This is a genomic window from Streptomyces sp. NPDC097619, assembly GCF_040302735.1.
In the GTDB taxonomy this organism is placed as follows: Bacteria; Actinomycetota; Actinomycetes; order Streptomycetales; family Streptomycetaceae; genus Streptomyces.
This window is the reverse complement of record NZ_JBEOSD010000013.1, coordinates 1-13,780: the sequence shown is the minus strand read 5'-3', so window position 1 is coordinate 13,780 and position 13,780 is coordinate 1. Positions and strand designations below refer to the sequence as shown.

At 74.8% G+C, this 13,780-nt stretch carries 11 protein-coding genes and 1 rRNA gene; 5 read left to right on the top strand and 7 right to left on the bottom strand.

The annotated features are described in order from the left end of the window. Positions 1–41: 41 nt before the first annotated feature. The 6 genes from ABTZ17_RS05870 to mtrA all read right to left on the bottom strand — a co-directional run bounded on the left by ABTZ17_RS05870 (position 42) and on the right by mtrA (position 7,663). A complete protein-coding gene (locus tag ABTZ17_RS05870) occupies positions 42–755 on the bottom strand; it encodes a response regulator (RefSeq protein WP_352194256.1) in 714 nt (237 codons plus the stop codon). Between the two features lie 223 nt (positions 756–978). Continuing rightward, positions 979–1,671, bottom strand: a complete 693-nt coding sequence (hpf, locus tag ABTZ17_RS05865; protein WP_502994606.1) for a ribosome hibernation-promoting factor, HPF/YfiA family — start codon at positions 1,669–1,671, stop codon at positions 979–981. A 336-nt stretch (positions 1,672–2,007) separates the two neighbouring features. After that, positions 2,008–2,742, bottom strand: coding sequence for a ComF family protein (locus ABTZ17_RS05860; RefSeq protein ID WP_352194254.1), 735 nt, complete (start codon positions 2,740–2,742; stop codon positions 2,008–2,010). Between the two features lie 305 nt (positions 2,743–3,047). Next, a complete protein-coding gene (locus tag ABTZ17_RS05855; RefSeq protein WP_352194253.1) occupies positions 3,048–4,964 on the bottom strand; it encodes an LpqB family beta-propeller domain-containing protein in 1,917 nt (638 codons plus the stop codon). Further along, a complete protein-coding gene (mtrB, locus tag ABTZ17_RS05850; RefSeq protein WP_352194252.1) occupies positions 4,954–6,972 on the bottom strand; it encodes an MtrAB system histidine kinase MtrB in 2,019 nt (672 codons plus the stop codon). Before mtrB ends, ABTZ17_RS05855 begins: the two co-directional genes overlap by 11 nt. A gap of 1 nt (position 6,973) precedes the next feature. Continuing rightward, entirely contained in the window at positions 6,974–7,663 is a 690-nt protein-coding gene (mtrA, locus tag ABTZ17_RS05845; RefSeq protein WP_352194251.1) for a two-component system response regulator MtrA, read from the bottom strand. 243 nt (positions 7,664–7,906) lie between these two features. Between mtrA and ABTZ17_RS05840 the strand changes: the two genes are divergently transcribed. The 5 genes from ABTZ17_RS05840 (at position 7,907) to ABTZ17_RS05820 (ending at position 13,552) form a co-directional block, all read left to right on the top strand. Beyond that, complete coding sequence (locus ABTZ17_RS05840) at positions 7,907–9,205, top strand: DUF7544 domain-containing protein (RefSeq protein WP_352194250.1); 1,299 nt, start codon at positions 7,907–7,909, stop codon at positions 9,203–9,205. 4 nt (positions 9,206–9,209) lie between these two features. Next, positions 9,210–9,890, top strand: coding sequence for a DUF4129 domain-containing protein (locus ABTZ17_RS05835; RefSeq protein WP_502994605.1), 681 nt, complete (start codon positions 9,210–9,212; stop codon positions 9,888–9,890). A gap of 106 nt (positions 9,891–9,996) precedes the next feature. Then, positions 9,997–11,238, top strand: coding sequence for a DUF4350 domain-containing protein (locus ABTZ17_RS05830; RefSeq protein WP_502994604.1), 1,242 nt, complete (start codon positions 9,997–9,999; stop codon positions 11,236–11,238). Next, on the top strand, positions 11,235–12,242 hold the full coding sequence (locus tag ABTZ17_RS05825) for an AAA family ATPase (RefSeq protein ID WP_352194248.1): 1,008 nt from the start codon (positions 11,235–11,237) through the stop codon (positions 12,240–12,242). Before ABTZ17_RS05830 ends, ABTZ17_RS05825 begins: the two co-directional genes overlap by 4 nt. Continuing rightward, on the top strand, positions 12,242–13,552 hold the full coding sequence (locus ABTZ17_RS05820) for a DUF58 domain-containing protein (protein ID WP_352194247.1): 1,311 nt from the start codon (positions 12,242–12,244) through the stop codon (positions 13,550–13,552). The genes ABTZ17_RS05825 and ABTZ17_RS05820 overlap by 1 nt, the downstream gene beginning before the upstream one ends. A 135-nt stretch (positions 13,553–13,687) precedes the next feature. Here ABTZ17_RS05820 and rrf read toward each other — a convergent pair. Further along, a 5S ribosomal RNA gene (rrf, locus tag ABTZ17_RS05815) occupies positions 13,688–13,780 on the bottom strand; the annotation flags it as partial.

Here is a 13,780-nt window from a genome sequence, read left to right as displayed (position 1 = left end):
CCGCGCGACTCCGTCCCGCCCCGACCGCCGCGGGACGGAGCTCAGCGGATTTCGAGGATCTTCTCGCGCATCGCGTAGACCACGGCCTCCATCCGGGAGTGCAGTTGGAGCTTCTCCAGGATGTTGCGGACGTGGTTCTTCACGGTGTTCTCGGAGATGAAGAGCTGTTTGGCGATGTCCCGGTTGTTCTTGCCGGTGGCCACGAGCTTGAGGACCTCCAGCTCGCGGTCGGTGAGCCGGGGGGCGGGCACCAGGCGCCGTTCGTCGGTGCGCTGGATCATCGACTTGAACTCGGTGAGCAGCTTGGAGGCCATGGAGGGGCTGATCTGGGACTGGCCGTCGGCCACGGCCCGGATCGCGGTGGCCACCTCGTCGGTGGAGATCTCCTTGAGGAGGTATCCGGTGGCCCCGGCCTTGATGGCGTCGTAGAGGTCGGCTTCCTCGTCGCTGATCGTCAACATGATGATCTTGGCGGAGGGGGCCACCTCCTTGATGGAGGTGCAGGCTTCGATGCCGCCGCGCCGGGGCATCCGCACGTCCATCAGCACGATGTCGGGCAGCAGGTCGGCGGCCTTGTCCACGGCTTCGGCGCCGTCCCCGGCCTCCCCGACGACCTGGATGTCCTCCTCCTGCGCGAGGACGATCTCCAGCCCGCGGCGGAAGAGGGCGTGGTCGTCCACGACGAGCACCCGGATCGGCTCCCCGCCCGGGGCGGGCCGGTCGGTGTCGCGCACCGGACCGAAGCTGTCCGCCATCGTTCCTCCCCCTGCGGGCCGCGGCCCCGAAGTTCACGTGCTCGTGCTCATCAACCGGATCCCCGCACAGGCCGGTTGGCTGCCCGACATGATTCCATGCCCGGGCGACAGCGCGGTGCGCCGTGTGGCTGCATACAGATGCCTCCGGGCACGCGCGGGGCGCTCCCGGAGGCACCGTAGGGGTGGGTCGGTCACCGCCCGTCGAGCGGTGGGCCCGGGGCGGTCAGCCGCCCAGCGCGCCGCCCGCGCCGCGGGCCTCTTCCGAGGTGGAGGCGCTGTCGGCGTCCAGGTGGATCACGCCGTAGTCGTACGCGTGGCGGCGATACACCACGCTGGGCTGCTTGGTGTCGGCGTCGACGAACAGATAGAAATCGTGCCCGACCAGTTCCATTTCGTAGAGCGCCTGGTCGAGCGTCATCGGGGCGGCCGAGTGGGTCTTCTCGCGGACGATCAGCGGGCCTTCGCCCTGGATCTCCAGCGAGCCGATCCGCGTGGTCGGGATCTTCTCTCCGGCCTCTTCCGAAGCGAGTTCACCATTTCCGTTGAGGACCGCCGCGTCCGGTACGGCGTCGGCGACCTCGGCGGCCGAAAGGCGGCCCGCTCCGCGGCGGGTGCCGCGCTTGTCGTGCTGCTTGCGCAGCCGGGCCTCCAGCTTGTCCTGTGCCAGGTCGAGCGCCGCGTACGCGTCCGCCGCGGAAGCCTCGGCCCGGATCACGGGACCGCGCGAACGAAGGGTGATCTCCACCCGGTCGGAACGGTCTGCCTGACGCGGGTTGTGTTCCTTGGAAACCTCGACGTCCAGACTGATCACCTTGGCGTCGAGCTTCTGGATCTTCTCCAGGTTCAGCTTCTCGGCCACGTGCTTGCGGAACCGGTCGGGCACCTCGGTCTTGCGGCCCTTGACGACGATGTCCACGCAGAACTCCGTTCCCGGATCGCTCCGCCGCGTCGGCGAAGCGTCTCCCTCTTGCACCAGACTCCGGTGGGCACCGGAGCCTCGGACTTGGCGACGTTCACCTCCTCCTCCCCCATCGGCGAGATCGCCACCCCACCGACTTCGGAGAGTCGAGAGAACACCTTCTCCGTGAGGCACGGAGATACCGAAGCCGCGTTCCGACGCGTGGCGCCAGGCTCGCCATTTCCTTACAACCGAACATATCTCGCTGGGACGGTTGTCGGCACCCGCTACCGGAACGTACCTCCGATCAGGCGTGTTTTCCCTCCTACCACCTGCAACGGCGCTCGAATCCGTTCAGTTCCAATTCTTTTCGAAAGGTTCCGGACGGGCCGCCACCACTGCGGCGCGGAGATCCGGGAATCCCCCGGACGGAGCCCCCGCGGCCAGCGCCCGGGCCGCCTCCGCCAGCGTGGCCCCGGTGGTCACCAGATCGTCCACCAGCACCACCCGGCCCGCCTCCAGCAGCCCCGCGCACCCCGGCCGCACCTCCAGGGCCCCCGCGAGGTTCGCGCGCCTCTCACGGGCCCCCAGCCCCGCCTGGTCCGCCACCGGGCGCCGCTGCCGGAGCACCGGCGCCACCCGCGCCGACAGCCCCGCCGCGCGCAGCCGGGCCGCCGCGGCCACGGCCGTCCGCCGCACCGGATCGTGGCCCCGGGCCCGGACCGCCCGGCGGGCCGAGGGGACGGGGACGAGCACCAGCGGCCCCACGGGCCCCGCGGCGGCCGTCACAGCGGTCACGGAGGCCGTCACGGCCAGGGCCAGGGCCCGCCCCAGGCCCTCCGCGAGGCCCAGCGCCCCGCGCTCCTTGTGGGCGAGCAGCAGCTGCCGTACGGCGCCCTCGTAGCGGGCCGCCGCGTACACCGGGGGCAGCCCCGGCGGCGCGGGCCTCGGCCGGACCCGCCGGGCCCCGCCGCCGTGCCCGTGGAGGGCCCGGGCGCAGTCCGCGCACAGCGGCGTCCGAGGATGCCCGCACCCGGCGCAGTCCACGGGCAGGACCAGCCCGGCGAGCTCCTGCCACCACCCCCGCATGCCGTCACTGTGCCCGCCGGGGGCCGACTCCGCGACCCCTGTGGACAAGCTCCCGGACCGGCCACCCGGGGCCGTGCGCGACCGCCCGGGGACGACTCCGGAACCCGCTGAATTCGGCCGGATCCGATCGCTCGGCGACCGCCGGCCACCGGCCCCGCTCCTCGGGGGCGCACGGTCGCGCGCCGGAGCGCACCGCACACCCGTCACGCCAGGCCCGCCCGGCCGCACACCGCTCGGAGCCGCCGGGGGCCGCCCGGCTCACGGCGGGGACGCGCCCGGCGGGACCCGTACCGGTCCCGGCGGGGTCAGCCCGGGTACACCGGGGCCTTCCCCGGCACCTCGACCGTCCGCCACTGGGCGCCCGGCGGCAGCCAGACCACTCCGTCCTCCTCCGAGTAGCCCACCACCGGCAGCCGCTCGTCCTCGGAGGCCGCGATCGCGCTCAGCCCGGTGGCGCCGGACAGGCTGCCGGAGACCACGGGGGAGCCGTCGGCCAGCATGTAGCGGGCCTGCACCAGGCCGCCCGCCTCCCGGCCCACCACGAGCAGCCGCCCGCGCGGCGCCCAGGACACCGCGGTGACCTGTTCCATCTGCGGTGCGGCTGGGCGCAGTTCGCGCACCACCACGGCGCCGCCGTCGCCCCTGCCCTCGGGCCGCTCTATCCGCCCGATGTACAGGGTCTGCCGGTCGCCGTCGGCGAGCAGCAGGGCGATCCGGACGCCGTCCGAGGCCACCCGCAGGCCCTCCACCCGGCGCAGGCCCAGCCCGGCCACCTCCACCCGCTGCGGGGTGCCCGTACCGCCGGGCAGCAGCCACAGGGCGGGCTTCGCCGGGTCCCGGTCGGCCACCCACAGGTCGCCCAGGGCGTCCCAGCTGGGCGCCGACAGCCGGTTCGCGGCGCTCTCCAGCACCGGGTTGCCCAGCGGGCCGCCCGTGGTCAGGGAGAGCACGTACATGCTGTGCCCGTTCTCGGTGACGACCGCGGCCCGCCGCTCGTCGTGCGCCACGGCCGCCCGGCCCACCTTGAGGCCGGAGTTCACCAGCGGGCCGTTGACCTGCTCCGCCGGCCGCGGGATCTCCTCGCCGTCGGTGCCGAGCTGCATCCGCACCAGGCGCTGTTGGGTGTCCACGTAGTACTGGTGCTGGAGGGTCCCGGACAGCCGCCCCGTGTTCGCCGAGGTCTCGTCGACCGCGCACAGCGGCCGCTTGCCGTCCTCGTCGAGCAGCTCCACCCGCGCGACCCGCGAGGAGGTCAGGTCACGGGCGGTGAACAGCAGCTGGGTGCCCATCTTCTGGCACTGCCGGGAGGTCACGTTCGACGCCTTGCGGTTCAGCGGCACCCGCAGGGTGTTCTGGTCGTCGTAGGTCAGCGTCCGAGTGCCCTCGCGCAGGGCGGTGCCGGTCGGGAAGCTGGTGGTGACCACCGGGTCCAGCCAGGCCGAGGGCCCGGCCAGCAGGGACCGCACGGTCTGCGTCATCGGGTCCATCCGGGACACCGGGTCCTGCCGCTGGCGCACGTACACCGGGTCGGGGACGAGCATCCCCGAGGCGAAGTAGTACTTGTTCACCGGCTTGAAGATGCGCTGGAAGTCGGACTTGCCGAGCACGAGCCCGTCCGGCAGCACGGCGATCCGCCACTGCCCGTCCTTCTTCACCAGCTGGAGGTCGGCCTCGTAGCGGCCGCTGCCCGTCTCCGGCTGGTAGGCGCTGCGGGAGTCCACCGAGGCGAGCTTCTTGCCCGTGAGCCGGACCCGCGCCCCCAGGGGCTCCTTCTCGGGGTCCCGGGGCGGGGTCGCCAGGGTGATGTTCGCCCCGGAGGTCAGCACCGTGGTGCCCGCCTCGGGCTTCCACTTCTCCGCCGCCTCCTTGGTCAGGTACTGGCGGGCCGTGGCCAACTGCGGGTCGTCGCTCGTCATGGCCTCCAGGAAGCCGTCGACGATCTCGGGGACGGTGGCGTCGTCCGGCGGCGGCACCGCGTACACCCGCACCTGCGAGTCCAGGCCCCGGGAGGCGTCCACGGGCTGGATGTCCCCGCTGTCCGGCATGGAGCCGCAGCCGGCCAGGAGCAGCCCGCCGCAGCCGAGCACCGCCGCGGCCCGCAGCACCCGGCCGCGCCCGCGTCCGCGGGCCCGCCGCGCGGCCCGGTCCGGTGTCGGGAGCCCGTCCGGACCGCCCGTGCCGCCCGGCACCGGCTCCGTACGCCCCGACTGCTCAGCGTCCACCCGCCCGGTCCTTCCCGTCCGTTCCGTCCGCGCGCTCCGCGCGGCCGCCCCCGGGCCCGGCCGCCCGGGCCGCCGCCTCCTCGGGCACCGCCCCGCGCGCCGCACCGCGGCCCTCCGCGCCCTCCGGCTCGGCGGCGGTGCGCGGCACCACCCGCGCCCCGCTGCCCGGCAGGGCCGTCGGGTCGGCGGGCACGGCGACGGCCCCGGTGGGCCGCGGCGGTATCGGGTCCAGGCCCGCCCCGGCGCGCTCGGGCTGCTGCGGACCGGGCACCGTGCGCGCCCCGGCCGTCGCGGCGCTCTCCGTCCGGGCCCGCGCGGCCCGCGAGTCCTCCGGCTCCAGCGGGATCGGGGACCCGCGCAACGGCTCGTCGGCGGTCCGCGGCAGCGTCAGCCGGAACTGCGAACCGCCACCCGGCTCGCCCCACGCCTGGAGCCAGCCGCCGTGCAGCCGGGCGTCCTCCACGGCGATGGACAGGCCCAGTCCGGTACCACCGGTTGTCCGCGCCCGCGCCGGGTCCGCCCGCCAGAAGCGGTTGAACACCCGGGTGGCCTCGCCGGGCTTCAGCCCCACGCCGTAGTCGCGCACCGCGACGGCCACCGCCCCGCCGGCCGAGGCCAGCCGGACCACCACGTCCCGGCCCTCGCCGTGTTCCACGGCGTTGACGACCAGGTTCCGCAGCACCCGCTCCACGCGGCGGGCGTCCGCCTCGGCCACCACCGGCTGCGCGTCGCCCAGCACCCGGATCCGGGTGCCCTTGCGCTCGGCGAGCGGCTCGGCCCCGTCGATGACCCGGCGCACGACGTTCCGCAGGTCGATCGGCTCGGCCTCCAGGGCCGCCGCGCCCGCGTCGAACCGGCTGATCTCCAGCAGGTCCGCGAGCAGCGACTCGAACCGGTCCAGCTGCCCGGCCAGCAGCTCCGCCGACCGTGCCGTCACCGGGTCGAAGTCGACCCGGGCGTCGTGGATGACGTCCGCGGCCATCCGCACCGTCGTCAGCGGCGTCCGCAGCTCGTGCGAGACGTCGGAGACGAACCGCCGCTGCATCCGCGACAGGTCCTCCAGCTGCTGGATCTTCAGCTGGAGGTTCTGGGCCATCTTGTTGAACGCCTCGCCCAACCGGGCGATGTCGTCCTCCCCGGTGACCTTCATCCGCTCCTGGAGCCGGCCCGCCGAGAGCCGCTCGGCGATCCCCGCGGCCATCCGCACCGGGGACACGACCTGCCGCACCACGAACCACGCGATCGCGCCCAGCAGCACCACCACGAACAGCCCGGCCGTCGCCACGGTGCCGCGCACCAGGTTCAGCGACTCCTCCTCCTGCGTCAGCGGGAAGAGGTAGTAGAGGTGGTACGGGTCGCCGTTGACGTCCGTCAGCCGTTTGCCGATCACCAGCGACGGCTCGGGGGACTTCCCCTCGCCCTCGCTGTACCGGATCTTCGAGAAGGTCAGGTAGGCCCCGGCCCCCTTGTCCACCTCGGCCCGCAGCGACACCGGGATGCTCGCGGTCGGGTCCACCCCGCCCGAGGCGCGCGCACCGCGCACCCCGGAACCGGTGTCCCCGCTGCCCGCGCCCAGCGCCACCACGTCGAAGGCGCTCTGCCCACCGCTGGACAGCGCCTCCACGAGGTCGTTCATCCACGCGGTGGCGTTCCGGCCACTGCGCCCGTCGGTCGCGCCGCCCTCGGGGGGCGTGTCCACGGGCGCGTTGCTGGCCTTCTCCTGTGCGACCGCGAATCCGCCGCCCGCCTGGCTCCGCGCGGCCTCCTCCTTGGCGTCGAGGAGGCCCTTGCTCACCTGCGCGATGACCACGAAGCCCAGGAGGAGCACCACGCCGAGGGACATCAGGAGGGTGCCCGCCACCACCCGCAGCTGGAGGTTGCGGCGCCACAAGCGGACCGCCGGGAGCAGCGGCCTGCGCGCCCAGCGCACGAAGAGCCGCAGGACGGAGCCGCCGGGTGCGCCTTCGCGGAGCAACCGGCCGCCCCGCGGGGGCCTGCCGGAGGACATGTCAGCTCGGTCCGGCCTTGTAGCCGACGCCACGGACGGTCACCACGATCTCCGGGCGCTCCGGGTCCTTCTCGACCTTGGAGCGCAGCCGCTGGACGTGCACGTTGACCAGGCGGGTGTCCGCCGCGTGCCGGTAGCCCCACACCTGCTCCAGGAGCACCTCGCGGGTGAACACCTGCCAGGGCTTGCGGGCGAGCGCGACCAGCAGGTCGAACTCCAGCGGGGTCAGCGCGATCGCCGCCCCGTCCCGCTTCACCGAGTGCCCGGCCACGTCGATGACCAGGTCACCGATGGTCAGCTGCTCCGGCGCGGGCTCCTCGGAGCGCCGCAGCCGGGCCCGGATCCGCGCGACCAGCTCCTTCGGCTTGAACGGCTTCACGATGTAGTCGTCGGCCCCGGACTCCAGGCCCACGACCACGTCCACCGTGTCGCTCTTCGCCGTGAGCATCACGATCGGCACCCCGGACTCGGCCCGGATCAGCCGGCAGACCTCTATGCCGTCCCGTCCGGGCAGCATGAGGTCGAGCAACACCAGATCCGGTTTGGCCTCGCGAAATGCCGCCAATGCCCGGTCGCCGTCGGCGACGAACGACGGCTCGAAACCTTCTCCACGCAGCACGATGCCGAGCATCTCGGCCAGCGCGGTGTCGTCGTCGACGACAAGGACGCGTCCCTTCATGGTTGACATCATCCCATTAGCTAATCGTTACCTGGCGGTGAGCTGGCACACAGCCCCGCGACCGCCCGTTCCCGCACGGTCGCCCGGGGTGATTTCCGGTCCTCCAGTCTGCCCGCTGCCGGGGATCAAGAGAAGGTGCGCGGGGGAAGAGGGTGACGAAGGGGGACACGGGCCGGTCCGCCCCCGGACCCCGCATGGCACGATGGCAGCCGACCAGCGCCTCGCCCCCGAACCGGGCGCCACGAAGGAGCGATGATGAACGACTCTCCGGGCTGGGCTTCGCCCGGATCCTCCCCGTCCGAAGGCGACCGCCCCGAGCCCGCGGCGCCCGCCGCCGGTCAGGACGGCACTCCGGCCCCGGAGGACGCTTCCGCCGCACCCGGCCCCCGCTGGTCCAAGGAGCAGCCCCCGCCGGGCCAGTGGTCCGCCCCCGCCCCCGACGGTACGGGCACCCCCGGCCCCGCCCAGGGCCCCGCACCTCAGCCCCCCGCGCCCGACGCCGGCCGCGGCTGGGCCCGCTCCGGCACCCCGCAGCAGGGCTGGGGCACCCCGTACCCCAACGGCCCGCAGGCCGGCGGCTGGGGCGCCCCGCCCGCCGCCAAGCCCGGCATCATCCCGCTGCGGCCGCTCGCGGTCGGCGAGATCCTCGACGGCGCGGTCACCACCATGCGCCGCTACTGGCGGACCGTCCTGGGCATCTCCCTCGCCCTCGGCATCGTCGCCCAGCTCGTCATCACCCTGATCCAGGGGTTCGCCCTGGACGGCACCGCCCCCGCCGCCGAACCCGGCGACGTGGACGCGGCCCTCGACCAGATGCAGGCGAGCCTGGCCAGCAGCGGCCTGGCCGCCGCCGTCACCCTGCTCGGCACCGTCGTCGCCACGGCCATGCTCACGATGGTCTTCAGCCGCGCCGTGCTCGGCAAGCCCTCCGACATCGGCACCGTCTGGCGCGAGGCCCGCCCCCGACTTCTCCCCCTCTTCGGGATGACCCTGCTGCTCGCCCTGATGGTGGTCGCCGTCATCGGCGTCGGCCTCCTGCCCGGCCTCCTCACCCAGAGCCTGGGCCTGGCCTTCCTCGGCGGCGCCATCGGCGTCGGCGTCGCGACCTGGCTGTGGATCCGCTTCGCACTGGCCTCCCCCGCCCTGATGCTGGAGAAGCAGGGCATCGGCAAGGCCCTGGGCCGCTCCGCGAAGCTCGTCAACGGCTCCTGGTGGCGGATCTTCGGCATCTCCGTACTGGCCCAGATCATGATCAGTATCGTCCAGGGCATCATCGTGCTGCCCTTCTCCCTGATCGGCATGGTCGTCTCCGGCGACGGCATCAGCGGCTTCGTCAACGGCACCGGCGAGCTCGGCTGGGCCTTCCTGATCATCGCCGGCATCGGCTCCGTGATCGCCTTCACCGTCACGCTGCCGATCACCGCGGGCGTCACCGTCCTGCTCTACATCGACCAGCGGATCCGCCGCGAGGCCCTCGACCTCGAACTGGCCCGCGCCGCCGGCCTGGAGAACTACGGCGGCCCCGGTCCACACCCCGGCACCACGGGGAGCTGACACGGTGCACGTCACGGGGGGACGGACCGGCCGCGTACCGCTCGCGGCCGGTCCCACCGGGGCCGAGGTCCCGCCGGTGACCACACCGCGGGTCCCCGCCCGGGAAGCGGCCGAGACCGAACTGCTCCGGCCGATCTACCACGAGAACGACCCGGGCCTCTTCGAACGCGCCCTGCGCGCCTTCTGGGACTGGGTCGCCGACGCCCTGGACGCCGCCGCGGGCGCCACCCCCGGCGGCACCGCCGGACTCATCGCCGTGGTCCTCGTCGCGGTCCTCCTCACGGCCGCCCTCTGGTGGCGCCTCGGCACCCCCCGCCACCTCCCCACCGGCACACCCGGCCTCTTCGAGACGGGCCCCCGCAGCGCGGCCGAGCACCGGGCCGCCGCCGAGGCGCACGCCGCGGCGGGCCGCTGGGACGGAGCCATCCGGGAACGGATGCGCGCCCTGGTCCGCGCCCTGGAGGAACGGACCCTCCTCGACCCCCGCCCCGGCCGCACCGCCGACGAGGCCGCCGCGGAGGCCGCCCGTACCCTGCCCGCCCACACTGCCGGGCTCCACGCGGCCGCCCGCACCTTCGACGAGGTCACCTACGGCTCCCGCCCCGCCACCCGGGCCGCGTACGAGCGCATCCGCGACCTCGACCAGGCCCTCGCCGTCACGACCCCGCTCCTCCCCCCGTCATGACCCGCACCTCCGCCGCGCCCCCGGCCACGGACCCCGCCCCGCACCCCCACCGACGGCACACGGCCCCCGGCCGCACCCGTGTCCACCCCGCCCCGGGAGGAGCCCCGTGACCCGTACCGCCCCGGCCCCGCACCCTCCGGCCACGGACCCCGCCCCCACCGACCGCACCCGCCGCCCCGCCGACCTGTGGCGCGACCACCGCGGCCTGGTCCTCGCGGCCGTCGTCCTCGTCCTCGCCGGACTCCTCCTCGCCCTGTTCCGCACCGGAACCCGCCACGGCACCCTCGACCCCCGCTCCGCCGACCCGCAGGGCAGCCGCGCCGTCGCCGAACTTCTGGCCCGCGCAGGCGTCCGCACCCGCGTGGTCACCACCACCGCCGAAGCGGCCGCCGCCGCAGGCCCCGGCACCACCCTCCTGGTCACCGTCCCCGACCTCCTCGGCCCCGCCCAGCAGACCCGCCTCAAGGCGGCCATGGACCTGTCCGGCGGACGCACCGTCCTCCTCGCCCCCGTCGCCTCCCTCGCCGCCCTGGCCCCCGGCACCACCGGCCACCCGCCCGCCGGCGACACCGTCCTCGCACCGGACTGCCCCCTGCCGGCGGCCCGACGCGCCGGCAGCGCGGCCACCGGGGACGGCCCCCGCTACACCGACGCCCGCCCCGGCGCGGTCCCCTGCTACCCCGCCGACGGCTCCGCGACCCTCCTGCTGCTCCCCGGCCCCTCCCGTACCGCCGGGGAGACCGTCCTCCTCGGCTCCCCCGCCCCCCTCCTCAACGAGAACCTCGCCGAGCAGGGCAACGCCTCCCTCGCCCTCCAACTCCTCGGCTCCCGACCGGACCTGGTCTGGTACCTGCCCTCCCTCGACGACCCGGCCCTCACCGACCCCGACCAGGTCGCCCGGAAGTCCTTCACGGACCTCGTCCCCGACGGCTGGAACTGGGCCCTCCTCCAACTGGCCGTGGCCGCGGTGCTCGCCGCCCTCTGGCGGGCCCGCCGCCTGGGCCCCCTGGTCACCGAGCCGCTGCCCGTCGTGGTCCCGGCCGCCGAGGCCGCCGAGGGCCGCGCCCGCCTCTACCGCGCGGCCGACGCCCGCGACCGCGCCGCGACCGTGCTCCGCACCGCGACCCGCGGCCGGCTCGCCACCGTCCTCGGCGTACCCGCCGCCCGCGCCCACGACCCGGCGGTCCTGCTGCCCGCCGTCTCGGCCCGCCGCACCGCGACCGCCACCGGCGGCGCCACCGACGACCCGGCGGCCCTCCTCTTCGGCCCGCCGCCCACCGACGACGCGGCCCTGCTCGCGCTCACCGAACGACTCGACGCCCTCGAAAGAGAGGTCCGCACCTCATGACGGCCCAGCCCGCCGAACCCGCCGACGCCACCCCCGGCGGACCGCAGGTCTCCCCCGAAGCCGCCCGCGCCTCCCTGGAGGCCCTGCGCACCGAGATCGGGAAGGCCGTCGTGGGCCAGGACCCGGCCGTGACGGGCCTCGTCGTCGCCCTGCTCTGCCGCGGCCACGTCCTCCTCGAAGGCACCCCCGGCGTCGCCAAGACCCTCCTGGTCCGCTCCCTCGCGGCCGCCCTGTCCCTGGACACCAAGCGGGTGCAGTTCACCCCTGACCTGATGCCCAGCGACGTCACCGGCTCCCTCGTCTTCGACTCCCGCAGCGCCGAGTTCTCCTTCCAGGAGGGCCCGGTCTTCACGAACCTGCTCCTCGCCGACGAGATCAACCGCACCCCTCCCAAGACCCAGTCCTCCCTCCTGGAGGCCATGGAGGAACGCCAGGTCACCGTCGACGGCACCCCCCGCCACCTGCCGGAACCCTTCCTCGTCGCCGCCACCCAGAACCCCGTCGAGTACGAGGGCACCTACCCCCTCCCCGAGGCCCAGCTGGACCGCTTCCTGCTCAAGCTGAACGTCCCCCTCCCCTCCCGCGAGGCGGAGATCGACGTCCTCACCCGGCACGCCGCCGGCTTCGACCCCCGCGACCTGAAGGCCGCCGGGCTGCGCCCCGCCGCCGGACCCGCCGAGCTCGAAGCGGCCCGCCGCGCCGTGGCCCGCACCACGGTCTCCCCCGAGATCACCGGGTACGTGGTGGACGTCTGCCGCGCCACCCGCGAATCGCCCTCCCTCACCCTGGGCGTGTCCCCGCGCGGCGCTACGGCCCTGCTGTCGACGGCCCGCGCCTGGGCCTGGCTGACCGGCCGCGACTACGTCATCCCCGACGACGTGAAGGCCCTGGCCCTGCCCACCCTGCGGCACCGCGTCCAGCTCCGCCCCGAGGCCGAGATGGAGGGGGTCACCGCCGACGCGGTGATCCAGGCGATCCTGACCCACGTCCCCGTGCCCCGCTGATGGCCCTCACCGGACGCGCCGCCCTGCTGGCGGCCCTCGGCGCCCTCCCGATCGGTCTCCTGGAGCCGAGCTGGGCGGGCGTCCTCGCCGTGAACGGCCCGCTGGCCCTGGCCTGCGCCTGCGACTACGCCTTGGCGGCGCCCGTCCGGTCGCTGCGGCTGGAGCGCTCGGGCGCGTCCTCGGTGCGGCTGGGCGAGGAGGCCGAGGTGCACCTGACGGTCACGAACCCGAGCGGCCGGACCCTGCGGGCCCGCATCCGGGACGCCTGGCCGCCGTCGAGTTGGCCGCCCGGCACGGAGCCCTCGGCCTCCCGGCACCGGGTGACGGTCCCGGCGGGCGAGCGCCGCCGCCTGACGACCCGGCTGCGACCGGTCCGGCGCGGTGACCGCGAGGCGGACCGGGTGACGATCCGCTCGTACGGCCCGCTGGGTCTGCTGGCCCGGCAGGGACACCACGAGGTGCCGTGGCGGGTCCGGGTCCTGCCCGCCTTCACGAGCCGCCGCCACCTGCCGTCGAAGCTGGCCCGCCTCCGTGAACTGGACGGCCGCACCAGCGTCCTGACGCGCGGTGAGGGCACCGAGTTCGACAGCCTGCGGGACTACGTGCCCGGGGACGACACCCGTTCCATCGACTGGCGGGCCACGGCCCGGCAGCACCGGGTGGCCGTCCGCACGTGGCGGCCCGAGCGGGACCGCCACGTCCTCATCTGCCTGGATACCGGCCGGACGGCCGCGGGCCGGGTCGGTGACGCCCCCCGCCTGGACTCGGCGATGGACGCGGCCCTGCTGTTGGCCGCCCTCGCCTCCCGCGCCGGCGACCGCGTGGACCTGCTGGCCTTCGACCGCAAGGTCCGGGCCCGCGTCCAGGGCCGGTCCGCACGGGACCTACTGCCCGCTCTGGTCGAGGCCATGGCCCCGCTGGAGCCGGAGCTGGTGGAGACGGACACCCGGTCGATGGTGTCCACGGTGCTGAGCAGTGCTCCGCGCCGTTCCCTGGTGGTCCTGCTGACGAGCCTGGAGTCGGCTCCCGTGGAGGAGGCCCTGCTGCCGGTGCTCCCGCAGCTCACGGCCCGGCATTCGGTCCTGGTGGCCTCGGTGGCGGATCCCCGCATCGCGGAGATGGCGGCCGCCCGGGGTTCGGTGGACGCGGTGTACGAGGCGGCCGCGGGCGTCCAGGCCCGACAGCAACGCCTGCGGACGGCCGAGCAGTTGGCCCGTCACGGGGTGACGGTCGTGGACGCGGTCCCGGAGGAACTGGCCCCGGCCCTCGCCGACGCCTATCTGGCCCTGAAGGCCGCCGGCCGTCTCTGAGCCGTCTTCCCCGCTTCTCCGGCGGCCCGTGAGGGGCCGCGGGAGAATGCGGCCCCTCACGGCACGGCCACCGAAAAGACCCGTAAACGCAGAAAAGCCCCGCACCATAAGGTGCGGGGCTCCCCCACAATGATTGTTCGGCGGCGTCCTACTCTCCCACAGGGTCCCCCCTGCAGTACCATCGGCGCTGAAAGGCTTAGCTTCCGGGTTCGAAATGTAACCGGGCGT